Below are 16839 nucleotides of genomic sequence, written 5' to 3'. Positions count from 1 at the left end.
AGCCAGCGGCGCGCGCGGCCAAGGCCGGCGGCGCCGCGCCGGCGGGCTTCGTGCGCTACTAGGAGCGGCCCATGGACGCAGCTTCCACCGCGCCCGGCGGCCAGCAGTACCTGACCTTCATGCTGGGCAGCGAGGTGTACGCCCTCGGCATCCTCGGCATCAAGGAAATCATCGAGTACGGCGAGCTGACCACCGTGCCGTGCCTGCCCGCCTTCATCCGCGGCGTGATCAACCTGCGCGGCGCCGTGGTGCCGGTGATCGACCTGGCGGCGCGCTTCGGCCGCCAGGCCAGCGCGCCGACCCGCCGCACCTGCGTGGTGATCGTCGAGGCGCGCGCGGACGACACCACGCACGACATCGGCATCATGGTCGACGCCGTCAACGCCGTGCTGGAAATCCCGCCCGCCCAGATCGAGCCGCCGCCCGCGTTCGGCGCCACCATCCGCGCCGACTTCATCGCCGGCATGGGCAAGCTGCGCGAGCGCTTCGTGATCCTGCTCGACAGCGACCGCCTGCTGGCGGTCGACGAGCTGGCGCAGCTGGCCGGCGCCGGCGCCTGAGCATGGGCGCGCGCCAGTCGGCGGTGCCCTGCGGGCCGCCCCTCAGCGAACGGGAATTCCAGCTGTTCCGTGACCTGCTGTTCCGCATCGCCGGCATCCACCTGTCCGACGCCAAGCGCGCGCTGGTGGCCGCGCGGCTGGCGCGGCGGTTGCGCGACCATGGCTGGGACAGTTACACGGCCTATTTCCAGCACCTGCAACAGCACCATGCCGAGTTGCAAACGGCGGTCGACCTGCTGACCACCAACGAAACCTACTTCTTCCGCGAGCCGCAGCATTTCGACTTCCTGCGCGACACCATCCTGCCGCCCTTGCGCGAGCGCGGCCCGGTGCGGGTGTGGAGCGCCGCCTGCTCCAGCGGCGAGGAACCGTACTCGATCGCCATGACACTGGCCCAGGTGCTGGGGCAGCAGCCCTGGGAGGTGCTGGCGTCCGACCTCAGCACGCGGGTGCTGGAACAGGCGCGCGCCGCCAGCTATCGCTCGGCCGCCTTCGACGCCATCCCGCGCGAGCTGCGGCAGCAATATTGCCTGCGCGGCGTCGGCTGCCACGAGGGCACCTCCATCATCGATCCGGCGCTGTGCGAGCGGGTCAGTTTCCGGCAAATCAACCTCAACGCGCAGCTGCCGGCGCTGGGCGAGTTCGACGTGATTTTCCTGCGCAATGTGTTGATCTACTTTCCCCAGGAAACCAAGGTCGAGGTGGTGCGGCGGCTACAGGCGCGGCTGCGTCCGGGCGGCTGGTTCATCGTCAGCCATTCGGAAAGCCTGAACCGCTTCAGCACCCAGCTGGAACTGGTGCGGCCCTCGATCTACCGCAAGCTGGCAGCCGCATGAAGCCGGTCAAGGTGATGATCGTCGACGATTCGGCGACGGTGCGCCAGGTGCTGTCCGCGCTGCTGGCAGCCGATCCCGCGCTGAGCGTGATCGCCACCGCCAGCGACCCGCTGTACGCCATGGAGCGCATGGCGCGCGAGTGGCCGGACGTGATCGTGCTGGACGTGGAGATGCCGCGCATGGACGGCATCAGCTTCCTGCGGCGCCTGATGCGGGAGCGGCCGACGCCGGTGGTGATCTGTTCCACCCTGACCGAACAGGGCGCCGAGACCACCATGCAGGCGCTGGCGGCCGGCGCCGTCAGCGTGATCGCCAAGCCCAAGCTGGGGCTGCGGCAATTCCTGGTCGACAGCGGCGACGATCTGGCTGGCGTGATCAAGGCGGCCGCGCGCGCCAACCTCGGCGCCATGGCGGCGAAGGTGGCCGCGCCGGCGCCGCCCTCGCCCAGGCTGAGCGCCGACGCGGTGCTGCCGGCGGCGGCGCCGGCGCCGGTGCTGGGCAGCGAAAGCGTGGTGGGCATCGGCACCTCCACCGGCGGCACGCAGGCGCTGGAATACGTGCTGGGCGCGCTGCCACGGGTGTGCCCGGGCATCGTCATCGTGCAGCACATGCCGAAGCAATTCACCGGCGCCTTCGCGCGCCGTCTCGACCAGCTGTGCCAGATCGAAGTGCGCGAGGCCCAGGACGGCGACCGGGTGCTGCCCGGGCGCGCCCTGATCGCGCCGGGCGGGCGCCACCTGGTGGTCCAGCGCAGCGGCGCCCAGTACCGGGTGGAGATCAAGGACGCGCCGCCGGTCAACCGCCACCGGCCATCGGTGGACGTGCTATTCCGCTCGCTGGCGCACTGCGCCGGCCGCAACGCGCTGGGCGTGATCATGACCGGCATGGGCGACGACGGCGCCCGCGGCCTGCGCGAAATGCGCGACGCCGGCGCCCACACCATCGCCCAGGACGAGGCCAGCTGCGTGGTGTACGGCATGCCCAAGGAAGCGGTCAAGCGCGACGCCGCCCGCAGCATCCTGCCGCTGCGGGACATTCCGGCCGCCGTCGCCGCAGCGGGCCGCCATCACAGATAACGAGCGCGCGGACGTCCTGACGGCTTAAGCGAAATGCGTATTCATCTCAGTTCGGGCTATCGTATTTACTACCTCGAACAAGAGGCAACCATCGTGGTCTTACTCTGCGCGGGAGACAAGAAATCCCAGCAGGCCGACATCAGGCGAGCCAAGCATCTTGCCGAACAATGGAGACGCCATCATGACTGAAGAATTCTTCCCTTTCGATCCAGCTGAGGCTCTCGACAGCAAAGAGGCAATAGAATATTTTCTGGCAGATATTTTCAAAACCGGAAACGAAGACATCATCGCGAAGGCATTGAGCATCGTAGCGCGGGCCAAGAGCATGCACAAGCTGGAGTGGGACACAGAACTCATCCCTGAGGATGCTCAGTCCAAATGACGCAGCGGATGGGCGTAGTCCGGCCAGACTGGGCGGGCCAGCGCATTCAGGCCGGCACATGTACGACTCAGGTGGCAATTCACTAATCGTTTCGGTGGTCGGCTGTCATGCGCCGATAGATCACGCCCTGAACGGAGACCTGCTCTGGCTCTGGCGCTTCGTCAAAGCGCTTCTGAGCTTCTGCAATAGAACGCTGGTTGTTGTTGGCCCAGTTAACCAACCCCATCACTGGCTCTAATAGCGTTTTGCCGGATTCGGTAAGTTCATAGTCTACCCGTGGCGGGATGGTCGGATACATCGTGCGGGTGACCAGGCCATCGCGCTCCAGGCCGCGCAGCGTGAGTGTCAGCATGCGCTGGGAGATGCCGTCTATTCTCCGTTTCAGCTCGTTAAAGCGCAGCGTCCCATCGGCCAGCGTGGCGATGATGTAGAGACTCCATTTATCGCCGATGCGGTTCAAGAGTTCACGGGTGGGTTGACATGGACTCGCGTCCGCATCGTGCATCCCATGGGGCAGAAACTTGTGACTCGGTGACATACATGTGCCTTCTTGTGGGGTTTGGATAGAAACCATACCATCTTTCGTATGGTTAGGTAATTCAGGATTGATTGATTATCTGGTTCTTATTTTATCCTTAGGAGTTCTCATGAGTCATGTTTTACTGATCACGTCCAGCCCACGCGGGGCTGACAGCCTCTCTACCCGTTTCGCCACTGAAATCGCTGAACACATCAAGCAGCGGAAGCACGGCACGTTGACAGTGAGAGACCTTGCCACATCCCCCGTTCCACACATCACGCCAGCCTATATCGATGGCCGCAACGCGGCGCCGGATAGCCGCACTGCGGAGCAAGCCCAAGCCGTTGCGTTGGCCCAGCAATTGATCGATGAATTGAAGACGGCCGACGTCATTGTGCTCGGATCGGGCATGATCAACTTTGGACCGTCCTCTCAGCTCAAGGCCTGGTTCGATCACGTTACGTGGCCGGGGGTAACCTTCAGCTATGGTAGCGGCGGGCCGCAAGGACTGCTGAGCGGGAAAAAAGTCTATCTGGTCGTCGCTACTGGCGGGGTGTTCTCGGCGGGGCCTTATGCATCGTTCGATTTCCAGACCGGTTACCTGCTCCATCTGCTCGCGTTCATCGGTCTGGGCGACGTTGAGTTGGTGCGCGTCGAAGGGACAGCGTTCGGCCCGGATGCGGTAAAGGCCGCTATCGCGAACGCGGAGTCGGCCGTGCAAACTTTGCTGGGCAAGGCTGCCTGATGAAGCTCTCTCTTTTTCCTGGTGGACCAACTTACGGACCAATCCTATTTACGAGCGGCCCCGGGTATCTCCAATTGCTGAGGAAGGAAACACATCATGCTGTCAATTGATCTCTACACCGAAATTACCTGCCCTTGGTGCCTGGTCGGCCAGTACAGACTGGACAAGGTGCTGGCGGAGCATTTCGCGGACCTTCCGGTCGATATCCGTCATCATCCGGTGTTGCTGCTACCAGACGCTCCGGCCACTGGGATCTACATTCCAGATCTGCTGCAAAAGCGATACGGTGTGACTGATCCGAAATCGGCATTCGCTCGTCCTGAAGCCGAGGCGCGGGCATCCGGCCTGGCGTTGGATCTTGGCCGTCAACTCTATGCTTATCCAACGCACTCAGCACACGCGCTCATCCTGGCTGCGAGAGAGCGCGGCACGCAGCATCAGCTGGCCGTGGCAATCACGGATGCCTATTTCCTTGCAGTGCGCAATATCGCGGATGCGGATGTGCTGGCGGACATCGCTGTCGATTACGGGTTTAGCCGGGAGGAGGCTCGTTCCATCGCGCTTGATCCCACTTTGCGCCAACAGGTCGAGCGCGAGGCGGCAATCGCACATGCGGCCGGCATTCGTTCTGTTCCGCACTTCATCTTCGCAGGCAGCCTGGCAATCAACGGTGGTCGCAGCGAGAAGGAGATATTCATGTTGATAGACCAAGCGCTCCAAACTTTGAACACCTGATATGGGGGCGAATCGGCGTAGATCACTTTGCTTAAACAAGGATTTTCAGTCCAGGCTCCGCAAGGGGTGGGCGTAGTCGGGCCAGACTGGGGCGAACATGGCTTGGACCATTTCTTCCGTGACGGCGTCGAGCGTGGCGGGATGCCATTTCGGCTGGTTGTCTTTGTCGATCACCAGGGCGCGCACGCCTTCGATCACTTCGCCGTTTTCGAAGTTGCGGCGCACCAGCGCGCGCTCCATACGCAGGCAATCGGCCACGTCCAGCGTGGCGCCGCGCTTGATCAGTTCGTGGGTGATGCACATCATCAGCGGCGAGCGGGTGGCCATCACGTCCAGCGTGTTCAGCGCGAATTCGCCGCCGTCCGCCTGCAATGAGGCGACGATGGCGGGAACGGAGCCGGCGCTGAAGTGGCGGTCGATGGCGGCGCGGTTGGCGGCCAGCACGCTATCGCCGGCATCGTGGGCTGCGGCGTAGGCCGCCAGCGCGGCCGGCAGGCTGGCGCCCGGCGCGGCGGTCAGCAGCGCGTCCAATGCGGCGCGGTCGGCCAGCGGCGCGTAATGGTCGGCCAGGCCGGCATACAGCGCGTCGGCGGCGTTGATGGTGATGCCGGTCACGCCGAGATAATAGCCCAGCGCCCCCGGCGCGCGCGACAGGAAGTAGCTGCCGCCCACGTCCGGGAACAGGCCGATGTTCACTTCCGGCATGGCCATTTTGGTCTTGTCGGTCACGATGCGCACGCGCGCCTCCGGACCGGCTTGCGCCACGCCCATGCCGCCGCCCATCACCACGCCATCCATCAAGGCGATGTACGGCTTGGGATAGAAATGAACTAAATGGTTTAGCGAATATTCCTCGGTGAAGAAATCCTCCACCAGCGCGCTGCCGTTCTGCGGCGAGGTACGGCCTGCTTCATAGAAGAAGCGGATGTCGCCGCCGGCGCAAAACGCTTTCTCGCTGCTGCTGCGGACGACCACGGCATCGACCGCCGCGTCATCGCGCCACGCCAGCAGCGCCCGCGTCATCGCCCGCACCATGTCGAGCGACAGGGAGTTGAGGGCCTTGGGCCGGTCCAGTACGATCAGGCCGGTGCCGTTGCCAATGCTGGTGTGAATGTATGCGCTCATCCCCGCATTCTACTTCAGATGCTCCAGCGGGTTGGGCACATCCAGCGCGCCACCCAGGCGCGGCTGCCACAGCGCCTTGCCGGTCAGCGGCGGCCTGCCTTCGTGGCGGTTGTAGAACACTGTCACCTCGCGGCTGCCCACCGGCTCCTGCGCGACGCCGGTGCGCCGCGCGATGCCCGAAGGATCGGCCGATGCCGCCACCGTGAACCCCACCAGCGTATCGAGCCGCGCATCGTGCACGTCGAGGATGGAGGCCATCAGCGCCAGCGGCGTGGCGGCGTACACCTGATAGTGCAGCGCCTTGCCGGCGCGTTCCATCTCGGCCGGCAACGCGCCGTCGGGCTCCATCTGGCCCAGCGCGTGGTTGAGCACCTTGCGGCCCCAGTCGAGATAACGCGCTTCGCCGGTGACGCCTCCCACCGCTGTCACCGCCAGCCCCTCCCAGTAGTAGTGGTTGTTGCGGCCGCCCTTCTTCGCATCCGAGTGGGCGATGGTGGCGTCGGCCAGCGCCTTGAACCAGCCTTCGATCGTTGCCCGCTGCGCCGGCGTGGCCTGCCGCTGGATGCGCGCATAGCTGAGCGCCATGCCGCCCAGGGTCCACTTGCGCACGTAGTAAGCCTGCTCGCTCGACATCTTGCCCAGCATGGCTTTCTGCCCGCCCCAGCTGGCCAGCCAGGACAGCGCGCATGCCGCATCGCCCTGCCCGTTGGCGTCGCGCGCCACCTGCGACAGGAAATCCTCGATCGGTCTGGTATTGGCGATATTCTTGGCCCGCAGCACCGGGTCAATCACCGAATGATGCGCATCCGAGTAATAGCTGTTGGCCTCGATATCGCCGCGCGCCGGCGGCGGCGCCTCGCAGGCGGATGCGGCACCGGCCAGCATCAATAAAATGAAAGGTAAACGTTTAACCATATGCGTCCAATAAAGGGCGCCCTCGTGCGCCCTTAGTTGTGTGTGCCGGGGCCGTTGTTATAGGGCGGCGGCAGCGGGTTCGTAGCTGTCCGGGATATGCTTGATGGCATCGTGCCCGTGCGATTGAACTTTGGATTTGTACTTCATGACCTGCCGATCAAGCTTGTCGATCAAGGTATCGATGGCGGCGTACAGGTCTTGCGACAGGCTTTCCACGTAGACGGTCTTGCCGGACATACGCAGGTTGATTTCAGCCTTCTGGCGTTTCTCTTTCTCTTTAAGGTTATCTACGGTCAGGATGACAGCAATATCAATCACTTGATCAAAGTGGCGGGTGACCCGTTCCAGCTTGTTCTGCACGTACTCGCGAATCGCTGCGGTCACTTCGAGATGATGTCCACTGATGGTGAGATTCATACACACTCCTAAAGATAAGTCGCTTCTGACGGTTAGTGCGGTGCCCCTTGTTGCCGGGCGCGCAGGAACCAACACACTACAAAGACTTGCGGAGACTGACTGGTGGGATTTTGAGCGCTTCGCGATATTTGGCAACAGTCCGTCGCGCAATCACCATGCCCTGTTCTCCCAGCATGTCCGCAATCTTACTGTCGGATAAAGGATTTTTCGGGTCTTCTGCTCCTGTCAATTGCACAATCAAGGCACGTATCGCCGTCGAACTTGCTTCCCCGCCAGCTTCGGTGGCGACATGGCTACCAAAGAAATATTTCAACTCAAACATGCCGTGCGGGGTCAGCATATATTTTTGAGTTGTTACGCGAGAAATAGTGCTCTCGTGTAGTCCCAGTGTATCAGCAATTTCGCGAAGCACAAGGGGGCGCATGGCAACCGCGCCATGCGAGAAAAAGTTCTTTTGTCTTTCTACTATCGCCTGCGCCACGCGCAGGATGGTGTCGAAGCGCTGACGCATATTCTTGATCAGCCATTTGGCCTCTTGCAGTTGCGCGCCCATGGCGGTTTCGCCCTTGCCCTGCTTGAGCAGGTTGGCGTACATGGCGTTCACGCGCAGGCGCGGCATGACGTCGTTGTTCAGGCTGACCTGCCAGCCGTTGCGCGACTTCTTCACGATCACGTCCGGCACCACATAGTCCGACACATCGGAGGCGAATGCCGCGCCCGGATGCGGATTGCACTGGCGGATCACGGCCTGCGCTTCGCGCAAATCCTCGTCGTCGCATAGCAGCGCTTTTTTCAGCTTGTTGAAGTCGCGCTGGGCGAACCACGCCAGATGATTTTCCACGATGGCCAGGGCCATGCGCCTGGTCACCAACGGCACGCCGGGCAGACGCCGGATCTGAAGCGCCAGGCATTCGGCCGCGTTGCGCGCGCCCACGCCCATCGGATCGAAGCTTTGCAACAGCTTGAGCGCGGTCTGCAATTCCTCGATTTCGATCTCCAGCTCTTCCGGCAGGCGCGCGTGGATTTCCTCCAGCGACTCTTCCAGATAGCCGTTCTCGTCGAGCGCGTCGATGATCAGTTCCACCAGCGCGCGGTCGCGCATTTCCAGTACCGTCACCCGCATCTGCTCCATCAGATGCTCGCGCAGCGTGCAGTGATGGGCTTCCAGTTGCGGACGCGACTCCTCGTCGTCGTTGTTCTTGCTGCGGCCGGAATCGCCCCAATCCATGTCGGCGTCGGGCGTGGTGCTTTCGGTGTCGGCGGCGGGCGTGTCGTAGCTGTCGGCCTCCGCCGCGGGCGCCTCGCCCGGCGGGCCTTCCGGCGGCGCTTCGCCGGCCGGCGCCTGCTGGCTGATGGCGCCGTCGGCCAGCAGGCGCAGCGAGTGATCGAGCGGATCGTCCAGGCGTTCCAGCAGCGGGTTATCGGTCAGCAGCTGTTCCAGTTCCTGATGCAGCTCCAGCGTCGACAACTGCAACAGCCGGATCGACTGTTGCAGTTGTGGCGTCAACGCCAGGTGCTGCGACGTGCGCAGTTGCAGAGACTGTTTCATGAAGACTTACATACGGAAATGTTCACCCAGATAGACGCGACGCACCGACTCGTTGGCGATGATGTCGTCCGGACGGCCGGAAGCCAGCACCGTCCCCTGGTTGATGATATAGGCGCGGTCGCAGATGCCCAGCGTCTCGCGCACATTGTGATCGGTAATGAGGACGCCGATGCCGCGTTCCTTGAGGAAGCGCACGATGCGCTGGATCTCAATCACGGCAATCGGGTCGACCCCGGCGAAAGGTTCATCGAGCAGCACGAAGCGCGGATTGGTGGCCAGCGCGCGCGCGATCTCCACGCGGCGGCGCTCGCCGCCGGACAGCGACAGCGCCTGGTTCTCGCGCAGTTTCTCGATTTGCAAATCGGCCAGCAGGGTATTCAGCCGTTCCTCGATGTCAGCCTTGGATAAAGGCTTGCCGTCCACTTTCTGGATCTCCAGCACGGCGCGGATATTTTCTTCCACCGTCAGCTTGCGGAACACCGACGCTTCCTGTGGCAGGTAGGACAAGCCCATGGTGGCGCGGCGGTGGATCGGCAGCGAGGAAATGTCGGTGCCGGAGATATCGATGCTGCCGGCGTCCGACGGCACCAGGCCGACGATCATGTAGAACGAGGTGGTCTTGCCGGCGCCGTTCGGCCCCAGCAGGCCCACCACCTCGCCGCACTCCACTTGCAGCGAGACGTCGTGCACCACCTGGCGCTTGCCGTAGGTTTTTTGCAGGCCTTTGACGATCAGGGTGCTACCGCAGGACGACTCCATCTTATTTCCCCGGCGCTGGCTGGTTGGTCGATGGCGGCGCTGGCGGCACGGCCAGCTTGCTCGACGGCTGGATCACCATGGTGCTGCGGCCGGCGCCCGGCTTGGTCTCGCCGGAGGCGGTGTTCTTCACCGCGAAGAATTCCTTGCGGCTGTCGTAGGAAATGAATTCGCCGTCGACCTGGCTGGCGGTCTTCGGGCCTTCCAGCTTCTTGATCCGGGCCTTGGCGTACAGCTTCACCAGCTCGGTCTTGTTGTCGTATTCGATGCGGTCGGCCTGGCCTTCGACCCACTGGTCGCCGGCGCCGTCCAGCTTCTGGCGGAAGGTGGCTTGCACGCCCGGGCCGCTGGTCAGCACCACGAACTGGTAGCCTTCCGGATCTTCGGTCACCACCGCTTTCGGCGACTTCATCAGCAGCGTGCCGCGCGTCAGCACCACATTGCCGGTGAAGGTCTTGATCTGCTTGACGTCGTCCGACTCCAGCTGGTCAAAGGCGATCTCGGTCGGCTTGCTGGAGTCGGCCTTCTCGGCATGCGCCACGCCGGCGGCGGTGGCCAGCAGCAGCGCCGCCGACATCATCAGTTTGTTCATCTTCATCGTTCGTTCCTTCAATGCGCCGCGCGTGGCGGCATCGTAATCGTTCCACGCCCGCCCAGCTCGATCTGGCGGGTGGCGTTGTTGGCCTTCATGCCGGTGCCGGTGGCGGTGGAGCGGCCGGCCAGCATCTCGACACTGGCGTCGGTTTCCATCCGCTCTTCATCCGGGTACACGGTCAGCGTACTGGTCTTGAGGCGCAGTTCCTGCGCCTGTTTGGTCGCGGGTCGCACCACATCCACATTACCACTCAGTTTGACCCGCGTATTGCCCTGATCGACATAAGCTGTCTGCGCGTGGATATTCATCGGCGGCTGGTCGGTCGACAGGCCGTGCACGAAAGGCTTGTCGATCACCGAGCTGTCGTCCACCGGACGGTGGGTCAGCTTGTCGCCGGAAATGATGTAGGCGGGCTGGCCCTGCTTGTTCATGCGTACCATGCTGAAGCGGTCGATGATGTAGTCCGGCTCCTCGCGGAACTTGTCGACCTGCGCTTCCTGCCCGGCCTGGTTGACCACCTGCACCAGCCAGAAGCTGCCGACGGCGACGAACACGCCGGCGATCATGATCAGGGTCAGCTGCCAGCGGTGTGCTGTTCTTTTACGCATGATCGCTATCCTTTAAACCAGGAACTGCGCCATCACGCGCTCGTACAGGCCTTGCGCGTGCAGCACCAGCTCGCACACCTCGCGCACCGCGCCGCGGCCGCCATGGGCCGCGGTGGTGTGGTGGGCGCGCTCCAATACCTCCTTGCGGCCGTTCGGCACCGCCACCGCGAAGCCGACGCGCGACAGGATCGGCAAGTCCACCACATCGTCGCCGATGAAGCCAACCTGCTCGGCCGTGAGACCGGTCTTTTCCAGCAGCGCGTTGAACGGCGTCAGCTTGTCGTGGCCGCCCTGGTGCAGATGGCTGATGCCGAGGTCGGCCGCGCGCTTGATCACCTGCGGCGAGGTGCGCGCGCTGATGATGGCGGTCTGGATGCCGGCTTCCTGGATCAGCTTGATGCCGAGGCCGTCCTGCACGTTGAAGGTCTTCAAGGCCTCGCCGTCGGCGCCGTAATGCAGGCTGCCGTCGGTCAGCACGCCGTCGACGTCGAAGATCATCAGCTTGACGCGCGCGGCGCGTTCCACGTAGGTCAGTTCGCTCATCAGATCACCTTGGCGCGGGTCAGGTCATGGATGTGCAGCGCGCCGACCAGCTTGCCGTCGGCGTCGGTCACCAGCATCTGGTTGATGCGGTACTGCTCCATCACGGCCACCGCGTCCACCGCCATTTTCTCCGGCGCGATGGTGCGCGGATTGGCGTGCATCACATCGCCGATCACCACCTTGCTGAAATCCTGCACTTTTTCAATCATGCGGCGCAGGTCGCCGTCGGTGAACACGCCCACCGGCTGGTTGTCGGCATCGACGACGGCGGTCATGCCCATGCCCTTCTGGGTGATTTCCAGCAGCGCGTCGGTCAGCTTGACGTCGGCGGTGACTTTCGGCACGGCGTCGCCGCTGCGCATCACGTCTTTCACGTGGGTCAGCAGGCGGCGGCCCAGCGCGCCGCCCGGATGCGAGCGGGCGAAATCTTCTTCCTTGAAGCCGCGCAGGTCCAGCAGCGCCACCGCCAGCGCGTCGCCCAGCGCCAGCGTGACGGTGGTGGAGGTGGTCGGCGCCAGGTTCATCGGGCAGGCTTCCTTGGCCACCGCCACGTTCAGATGGACGTCGGCGATGGTGGCCAGGCTGGAGCCCGGCTTGCCGGTGATGGCGATGACCTTGCTGCCCATGCGCTTGACCACCGGCAGGATGGTCATCAGCTCCGAACTTTCGCCGGAGTAGGAAATGGCGATAAATGCATCATCGGCGGTCACCATGCCGAGGTCGCCGTGGGCGGCTTCGGCCGGATGCACGAACAGCGCCGGCGTGCCGGTCGAGGCCAGCGTGGCGGCGATCTTGCGGCCGATATGGCCCGATTTGCCGATGCCGGACACGACCACGCGCCCCGAGCAGTTCAGCAGCAGGGAAATGGCCTGCACCACGCTATCGTCGTTTTCGAGGCGCGCGTTGAGGGCATTGATGGCATCCGCTTCGTTTTGCAGGGTGTCGCGGGCAAGGCGCAGTGCCGTTTTTGCGTCAAAAACTTTCAGCATTGTTTTTTCATGGGTTACACTCATGCCCAAGTATAGCCGAATTGAGAAAGCAAAAAACTTGCCAGTCACAACAAAATGACGTTTTCCCCGCTTGAATTGACCCTGTTGTTGCTAGGCAGTGCCGTGCTGGGCGTGGTCGCCTTCCGTATGATGCATCTGCCGCCCATGCTGGGCTACCTGGCGGTCGGCATCCTGATCGGCCCCCACGCGCTGGGCCTGGCCGAGCAAAGCGAGACCACCCACGGCCTGGCCGAGTTCGGCGTGGTGTTCCTGATGTTCTCCATCGGACTGGAATTCTCCCTCCCCAAACTCAAGGCCATGAGCCGGATTGTGTTCGGGCTGGGCATGGCGCAGGTAGTGCTCACTATCGTCGCCACCATGCTCTTTGGCTGGACCATCGCCACCCAGCTGCCCCCTGCCCTGCACATCAGCTGGCAGGCCTCGTTCGCGCTGGGCGGGGCGCTGGCCATGTCTTCCACCGCGATTGTCTCCAAGATGCTGACCGAGCGGCTGGAGCTGGAAAGCGAGCATGGCCGCAAAATCATCGGCATCCTGCTGTTCCAGGACTTGGCGGTGGTGCCGCTGCTGATCCTGATCCCGTCGCTGGGCGAGCGCCCGGACAAGCTGGTGGAGACGCTGGGCTGGGCCGGTTTGAAGGCGGTGATCGTGCTGGCGCTGCTGCTGGTGGTCGGCCACAAAATCATGCGCGGCTGGTTCACCATCGTGGTCAAGCGCCGCTCGCAGGAATTGTTCATGCTGAACCTGCTGCTGGTGACGCTGGGCGCGGCCTGGATCACCGAGCGCGCCGGCCTGTCGCTGGCCCTGGGCGCCTTCGTGGCCGGCATGCTGATATCCGAGACCGAATACAAGCATCAGGTGGAAGAAGACATCAAGCCGTTCCGCGACGTGCTGCTGGGACTGTTCTTCATCACCATTGGCATGCTGCTCAACGTCAAGCTGGTGATGGCCAACTGGTGGCTGGTGCTGATCCTGCTGTGCGCGCCGGTGCTGATGAAGTTCGCCCTGATCGCCGGCCTGGCCAAGCTGTTTGGCGCCACCGACGGCGTCTCCATGCGCACCGGCCTGGCGCTGGCGCAGGCGGGCGAGTTCGGCTTCGTGCTGCTGAATCTGGCGGCCGGGCAGAACCTGATGGATTCCAACGTCGTGCAGGTGGTGCTGGCGTCGATGGTGCTGTCGATGCTGCTGGCGCCGTTCATCATCGCGCAGTCGGACAAGATTGTGATGAAGTTCTCCAGCAACGAGTGGATGATGCAGTCGCTGCAACTGACCAAGATCGCCAGCCGCACCATGTCCACCAACAAGCACGTCATCGTGTGCGGTTTCGGCCGCAGCGGCCAGGGCCTGGCCACGCTGCTGGCCGAGGAGAAGATCGAGTACCACGCGCTGGACCTCGATCCCGAGCGCGTGCAGGAAGCGCAGAGCGCGGGCGCGCAAGTCTCCTACGGCGATGCGGCGCGGCGCGAAAGCCTGGTGGCGGCCGGTATCTACCGCGCCAGCGCGATTGTGATTACCTATGCCGATACCCGTTCGGCGCTGCGCGTGCTGCATCAGGTGCACGAGCTGACGCCGTCGCTGCCGGTGATCGTGCGCTCGCACGACGATACCGATCTGGACCGCCTCAAGCAGGCCGGCGCGGCGGAGGTGGTGCCGGAGCTGATGGAGGGCAGCCTGATGCTGGCCTCGCACGCGCTGGTGATGCTGGGCGTGCCGCTGCGGCGCGTGGTGCACCGGGTGCAGGCGGCGCGCGAGGAGCGCTACGCCTCGCTGCGCGGCTACTTCCACGGCATGAGCGACGTGGACGAGGAGGCCGACATGGAGCGCCTGCATTCGATCACCCTGAACGGCAGCGCGCCGTGCGTGGGGCGCTCGCTGGAATCGCTGGATGTGGGCGCGTCGGGCGCGCAAGTGGCCAGCATCCGGCGCGGCAAGAGCGGCGTGGAAGTGACGCCGGAGACGACGTTGCAGGCGGGCGATGTGGTGGTGCTGCGCGGCGCGGCCGAAGCCGTCAATCGCGCCGAGCAGCGCCTGACCCGTTAATCCGCGCGGGTGGAGACCACACGGTTGCGGCCGTGCTCCTTGGCGTCATAGAGCAAGCCATCGGCCCGTTCGATCAGCGCACGGGCAATGGCTTCCGGCTCGCCTTCGGCCGTGCCCACCTCCAGGCAAGCCACGCCGATCGACACCGTCACCGACAACTGCAATTCGGGCGACAGGCTGATCATGCTGCCGGCCACACTGGCGCGGATGCGCTCCGCCACAAACGCCGCGCTCTCCAGATTGGCATCGATCAGCAGCACCACAAACTCCTCGCCGCCGAAGCGCGCCAGCGCGTCCGAGGTCCGCAGCTCGTTCTTGATGCGCCCCGCCACCTCGCGCAACACCTCGTCGCCGCCGCCATGGCCCACCGTGTCGTTGACCCGCTTGAAATGGTCGATATCGATGTACATGAAGGAAATCGGATACAACTGGCGGCGCGCCCGGGCAATTTCCTCCAGCAGGCGGCGGTCGATGTAGCGGCGGTTGTACACGCCGGTCAGCGAATCGGTCAGGCCGATGTACTTGAGCATCTCGTTGGAGATGACGTTCTCAAGGCAGATGGCGATGATGGACGCCATGTGCTCGATGAAGTCCGTGCCCAGGCTGGGCGTGAAGCGGGTCGGATCGCAGCTGCCCAGATTCAGGCTGCCGATCACGCGCTTGTTGCGCAGCAGCGGCACCAGCGCCACGCTTTGCAGGCCGGCCGGCGCGTTCGGGAAGGCGCCGGCATGGCGGATGTGGTCGAACATGCCCAGCAGCGGCTTGGGGGTGGGCGTGTAGGCGTTGCGGCGGCCCAGGTCGAAACCCAGTTCGTCCACGGTCTCGACGAAAATCAGGTCGGGGAAATCCTCAAACACCACATCCAGCTTGAGCATGACGGTGCGGATGTCGGCATCCTCGTCGATCAGCGTCAGGGTCACGCTATCGAGTTCGGAAATTACCGGCAGTACACGGAAAATGGTGCCTATCAGTTCAGGGAAATTGCTGGCGCCGACGATCTCCAGGTCGAAGGCCTGATGGCGCGTCATGATGGAGTGGTTGCGTTCGGCCTGCTCCAGCAGGTAAGCCATCCGCGCGCGCAACGCCCGGTTCTCGGCCGCCAGATCGTGTTGATCGGTCTGAAGCGGAAGTTTCCCGGTTGCGGTCTGCGTCATGATGGCCCTTTCTTGCGTATTCCCACATTACGCCAAGTTGGCCCGGTTGGGAATGCCCGGATTGCTTAAAACGCCAGTGTAACCTCGATTTCCTGGCCGACGCGCACACGCTGGTCCACGCCGGCGATCAGGATGCTGTTCATGCCGAAGCACAGCGCGCCCTCCAGTTCCGGCTTGGCGCGGTAGCTTTGCATGATGTCCAGCGGGTCGGGGCCGAATTCGCCGGTGGCCTGGTCGATGGAGGGCATCGGGCAGCGCGGGCAGGGTTTGACAGGCTTCAGCGTGGCCTCGCCGATCTGGAACGATTCGGCGTAGTCTTCTTCAAAAGCTTCGATGCCGTCGATGACCAGGTTGGGGCGGAAGCGGTTCATGGGGATGGCCTGGCGGCCGGCGGCCACCAGTTTCTGATTCAGATCGTCCAGCGAGGCGGTGCCGGTGACCAGCATCGGGTAGCCGTCGGAGAACATGGTGGTGGCTGCGACGCCGTTGGTCCACTTGGTGCTGACCGCGCGTTCGGCGTTGGCGTGGAAGCGCGCCAGGCGGCATGGCACGCCGATGGCTTGGGTGAACCATTCGGCGGTCAGGGCGTCGCAGTCGTAGGCCAGCACGCTGTCGTCCCAGACTTGCGTTTGCAGCGTGGGCGCGGTTTGCGGATCGGGCAGGCCGAGCGGGATTTCGAGGCGCAGCATGCCGGGGGCTTGCACTTCCAGCGTGGCGCCCTTGATGGTGGGCTTGATCAGCGCCATGCGCGGATGCTCGCGCTGGGTCAGGGCGATGCCGTTGCTGTCCACCACCATCCATTCACGATCGTAGATTTGCGCGGACATCAGGCCGAGCGGAGTCAGCGTGGCTTCCTCCAGCGACAGCCCGGCGCAGGATTTGATCGGGTAGATGGTGATGGCGGACAGCGTGGGCATTGTTACTCCTCGGTTGGTGCGGCAGCGGCTTTGGCTTTCGGCGGACGCGGCGTGCGTGGCGCGGCAGGCTTGCGGGCTGGCTTGGCCTTGGCAGGCTGGTCGGTGGCAGGCGTGGCGTCAGCGCCCGGCGCGGCATCGGCGGCGGATGCTTTCGCTGGGGCGGCGGCCTTCGGCTTGCCGGCATCAGGCTTGCCAGAACGCGATTTGCCAGCAGGACGGGCCTTCGGCGCAGCAGGCGCGGCAGCACGTTCGGCGGACGCGGCGGCGGCAGGCGCGGCGGACGAGCCAAAAAAGGGTTCGGTGGCGGTACGCTGTACGCCGCCAGACTGGCCGCGGCCAGTCACGCCAGCCCGGGCACG

General features: G+C 64.0%; 19 protein-coding genes and 2 pseudogenes. 8 read left to right on the top strand and 13 right to left on the bottom strand.

Going from position 1 to position 16839, the window contains the following annotated elements; translation table 11 throughout:
* The first annotated feature begins 71 nt into the window (after positions 1 to 71).
* The 5 genes and pseudogenes from GM676_RS30180 (at position 72) to GM676_RS30160 (ending at position 2854) form a co-directional block, all read left to right on the top strand.
* A complete protein-coding gene (locus GM676_RS30180) occupies positions 72 to 560 on the top strand; it encodes a chemotaxis protein CheW (protein ID WP_155468244.1) in 489 nt (162 codons plus the stop codon).
* A gap of 2 nt (positions 561 to 562) precedes the next feature.
* A complete protein-coding gene (locus GM676_RS30175; protein WP_155468242.1) occupies positions 563 to 1396 on the top strand; it encodes a CheR family methyltransferase in 834 nt (277 codons plus the stop codon).
* On the top strand, positions 1393 to 2472 hold the full coding sequence (locus GM676_RS30170) for a protein-glutamate methylesterase/protein-glutamine glutaminase (RefSeq protein ID WP_155468240.1): 1080 nt from the start codon (positions 1393 to 1395) through the stop codon (positions 2470 to 2472). Before GM676_RS30175 ends, GM676_RS30170 begins: the two co-directional genes overlap by 4 nt.
* 30 nt (positions 2473 to 2502) lie before the next feature.
* Positions 2503 to 2661, top strand: a pseudogene (locus GM676_RS33030) (type II toxin-antitoxin system RelE/ParE family toxin); the annotation flags it as partial.
* Entirely contained in the window at positions 2654 to 2854 is a 201-nt protein-coding gene (locus GM676_RS30160) for a helix-turn-helix domain-containing transcriptional regulator (protein WP_155468236.1), read from the top strand. The pseudogene GM676_RS33030 and the gene GM676_RS30160, both read left to right, overlap by 8 nt.
* A gap of 82 nt (positions 2855 to 2936) precedes the next feature.
* Here GM676_RS30160 and GM676_RS30155 read toward each other — a convergent pair whose 3' ends face one another.
* Positions 2937 to 3392 (bottom strand): winged helix-turn-helix transcriptional regulator, encoded by a 456-nt coding sequence (locus tag GM676_RS30155; protein WP_371866413.1) that lies wholly within the window; start codon positions 3390 to 3392, stop codon positions 2937 to 2939.
* Between the two features lie 109 nt (positions 3393 to 3501).
* Between GM676_RS30155 and GM676_RS30150 the strand changes: the two genes are divergently transcribed.
* The gene (locus GM676_RS30150; RefSeq protein ID WP_155468232.1) at positions 3502 to 4119 is read left to right on the top strand and encodes an FMN-dependent NADH-azoreductase; all 618 of its coding nucleotides are present in this window, start codon (positions 3502 to 3504) and stop codon (positions 4117 to 4119) included.
* Positions 4120 to 4215: 96 nt separating this feature from the next.
* On the top strand, positions 4216 to 4854 hold the full coding sequence (locus GM676_RS30145; protein WP_155468230.1) for a DsbA family oxidoreductase: 639 nt from the start codon (positions 4216 to 4218) through the stop codon (positions 4852 to 4854).
* Between the two features lie 45 nt (positions 4855 to 4899).
* Here GM676_RS30145 and GM676_RS30140 read toward each other — a convergent pair whose 3' ends face one another.
* From GM676_RS30140 to GM676_RS30100, 9 genes are all read right to left on the bottom strand, one after another.
* Positions 4900 to 5979 carry an enoyl-CoA hydratase/isomerase family protein gene (locus GM676_RS30140; RefSeq protein ID WP_155468228.1) on the bottom strand — a complete coding sequence of 360 codons (1080 nt, stop codon included), beginning with the start codon at positions 5977 to 5979 and terminating at the stop codon, positions 4900 to 4902.
* A 9-nt stretch (positions 5980 to 5988) separates the two neighbouring features.
* Entirely contained in the window at positions 5989 to 6894 is a 906-nt protein-coding gene (locus GM676_RS30135) for an alginate lyase family protein (RefSeq protein ID WP_155468226.1), read from the bottom strand.
* Between the two features lie 57 nt (positions 6895 to 6951).
* Positions 6952 to 7311 carry a ribosome hibernation-promoting factor, HPF/YfiA family gene (hpf, locus tag GM676_RS30130; RefSeq protein ID WP_155468224.1) on the bottom strand — a complete coding sequence of 120 codons (360 nt, stop codon included), beginning with the start codon at positions 7309 to 7311 and terminating at the stop codon, positions 6952 to 6954.
* A 76-nt stretch (positions 7312 to 7387) separates the two neighbouring features.
* A complete protein-coding gene (locus tag GM676_RS30125; protein WP_155468222.1) occupies positions 7388 to 8860 on the bottom strand; it encodes an RNA polymerase factor sigma-54 in 1473 nt (490 codons plus the stop codon).
* A 6-nt stretch (positions 8861 to 8866) separates the two neighbouring features.
* Positions 8867 to 9619: an LPS export ABC transporter ATP-binding protein gene (gene lptB / locus GM676_RS30120; RefSeq protein ID WP_155468221.1), complete on the bottom strand. Its 753-nt coding sequence runs from the start codon at positions 9617 to 9619 to the stop codon at positions 8867 to 8869.
* 1 nt (position 9620) lies between these two features.
* The gene (lptA, locus tag GM676_RS30115; protein WP_155468246.1) at positions 9621 to 10208 is read right to left on the bottom strand and encodes a lipopolysaccharide transport periplasmic protein LptA; all 588 of its coding nucleotides are present in this window, start codon (positions 10206 to 10208) and stop codon (positions 9621 to 9623) included.
* 17 nt (positions 10209 to 10225) lie between these two features.
* Positions 10226 to 10819, bottom strand: coding sequence for an LPS export ABC transporter periplasmic protein LptC (gene lptC, locus GM676_RS30110; RefSeq protein ID WP_155468220.1), 594 nt, complete (start codon positions 10817 to 10819; stop codon positions 10226 to 10228).
* A 12-nt stretch (positions 10820 to 10831) separates the two neighbouring features.
* Positions 10832 to 11362 (bottom strand): KdsC family phosphatase, encoded by a 531-nt coding sequence (locus tag GM676_RS30105; RefSeq protein ID WP_155468219.1) that lies wholly within the window; start codon positions 11360 to 11362, stop codon positions 10832 to 10834.
* A complete protein-coding gene (locus GM676_RS30100; protein ID WP_155468218.1) occupies positions 11362 to 12351 on the bottom strand; it encodes a KpsF/GutQ family sugar-phosphate isomerase in 990 nt (329 codons plus the stop codon). The genes GM676_RS30105 and GM676_RS30100 overlap by 1 nt, the downstream gene beginning before the upstream one ends.
* Positions 12352 to 12426: 75 nt before the next feature.
* Here GM676_RS30100 and GM676_RS30095 point away from each other — a divergent pair, with 75 nt between their 5' ends.
* Positions 12427 to 14409 carry a monovalent cation:proton antiporter family protein gene (locus GM676_RS30095; RefSeq protein WP_155468217.1) on the top strand — a complete coding sequence of 661 codons (1983 nt, stop codon included), beginning with the start codon at positions 12427 to 12429 and terminating at the stop codon, positions 14407 to 14409.
* On the opposite strand, the gene GM676_RS30090 is transcribed toward GM676_RS30095, so the two are convergent.
* The 3 genes and pseudogenes from GM676_RS30090 to GM676_RS31665 form a co-directional block, all read right to left on the bottom strand.
* Complete coding sequence (locus GM676_RS30090; RefSeq protein WP_155468216.1) at positions 14406 to 15563, bottom strand: GGDEF domain-containing protein; 1158 nt, start codon at positions 15561 to 15563, stop codon at positions 14406 to 14408. The two genes, GM676_RS30095 and GM676_RS30090, sit on opposite strands and share 4 nt — an antisense overlap.
* A 65-nt stretch (positions 15564 to 15628) precedes the next feature.
* Positions 15629 to 16480 carry an MOSC domain-containing protein gene (locus GM676_RS30085; protein WP_155468215.1) on the bottom strand — a complete coding sequence of 284 codons (852 nt, stop codon included), beginning with the start codon at positions 16478 to 16480 and terminating at the stop codon, positions 15629 to 15631.
* Positions 16481 to 16482: 2 nt separating this feature from the next.
* Positions 16483 to 16839 (bottom strand): annotated as a pseudogene (locus tag GM676_RS31665) (hypothetical protein); the annotation flags it as partial.

It is taken from the genome of Duganella radicis, assembly GCF_009720825.1.
In the GTDB taxonomy this organism is placed as follows: Bacteria; Pseudomonadota; Gammaproteobacteria; order Burkholderiales; family Burkholderiaceae_D; genus Rugamonas; species Rugamonas radicis.
Note: the sequence above shows the minus strand (reverse complement) of the source record. Positions and strands in the feature narration are given on the sequence as shown.

Bases quoted from the DNA above. Each gene is read 5' to 3' on its own strand.
- GM676_RS30180 (WP_155468244.1), top strand. From the start codon at position 72: ATGGACGCAGCTTCCACCGCGCCCGGCGGCCAGCAGTACCTGACCTTC.
- GM676_RS30175 (WP_155468242.1), top strand. From the start codon at position 563: ATGGGCGCGCGCCAGTCGGCGGTGCCCTGCGGGCCGCCCCTCAGCGAA.
- GM676_RS30170 (WP_155468240.1), top strand. From the start codon at position 1,393: ATGAAGCCGGTCAAGGTGATGATCGTCGACGATTCGGCGACGGTGCGC.
- GM676_RS30160 (WP_155468236.1), top strand. From the start codon at position 2,654: ATGACTGAAGAATTCTTCCCTTTCGATCCAGCTGAGGCTCTCGACAGC.
- GM676_RS30155 (WP_371866413.1), bottom strand. From the start codon at position 3,392: ATGTCACCGAGTCACAAGTTTCTGCCCCATGGGATGCACGATGCGGAC.
- GM676_RS30150 (WP_155468232.1), top strand. From the start codon at position 3,502: ATGAGTCATGTTTTACTGATCACGTCCAGCCCACGCGGGGCTGACAGC.
- GM676_RS30145 (WP_155468230.1), top strand. From the start codon at position 4,216: ATGCTGTCAATTGATCTCTACACCGAAATTACCTGCCCTTGGTGCCTG.
- GM676_RS30140 (WP_155468228.1), bottom strand. From the start codon at position 5,979: ATGAGCGCATACATTCACACCAGCATTGGCAACGGCACCGGCCTGATC.
- GM676_RS30135 (WP_155468226.1), bottom strand. From the start codon at position 6,894: ATGGTTAAACGTTTACCTTTCATTTTATTGATGCTGGCCGGTGCCGCA.
- hpf (WP_155468224.1), bottom strand. From the start codon at position 7,311: ATGAATCTCACCATCAGTGGACATCATCTCGAAGTGACCGCAGCGATT.
- GM676_RS30125 (WP_155468222.1), bottom strand. From the start codon at position 8,860: ATGAAACAGTCTCTGCAACTGCGCACGTCGCAGCACCTGGCGTTGACG.
- lptB (WP_155468221.1), bottom strand. From the start codon at position 9,619: ATGGAGTCGTCCTGCGGTAGCACCCTGATCGTCAAAGGCCTGCAAAAA.
- lptA (WP_155468246.1), bottom strand. From the start codon at position 10,208: ATGAACAAACTGATGATGTCGGCGGCGCTGCTGCTGGCCACCGCCGCC.
- lptC (WP_155468220.1), bottom strand. From the start codon at position 10,819: ATGCGTAAAAGAACAGCACACCGCTGGCAGCTGACCCTGATCATGATC.
- GM676_RS30105 (WP_155468219.1), bottom strand. From the start codon at position 11,362: ATGAGCGAACTGACCTACGTGGAACGCGCCGCGCGCGTCAAGCTGATG.
- GM676_RS30100 (WP_155468218.1), bottom strand. From the start codon at position 12,351: ATGCTGAAAGTTTTTGACGCAAAAACGGCACTGCGCCTTGCCCGCGAC.
- GM676_RS30095 (WP_155468217.1), top strand. From the start codon at position 12,427: ATGACGTTTTCCCCGCTTGAATTGACCCTGTTGTTGCTAGGCAGTGCC.
- GM676_RS30090 (WP_155468216.1), bottom strand. From the start codon at position 15,563: ATGACGCAGACCGCAACCGGGAAACTTCCGCTTCAGACCGATCAACAC.
- GM676_RS30085 (WP_155468215.1), bottom strand. From the start codon at position 16,480: ATGCCCACGCTGTCCGCCATCACCATCTACCCGATCAAATCCTGCGCC.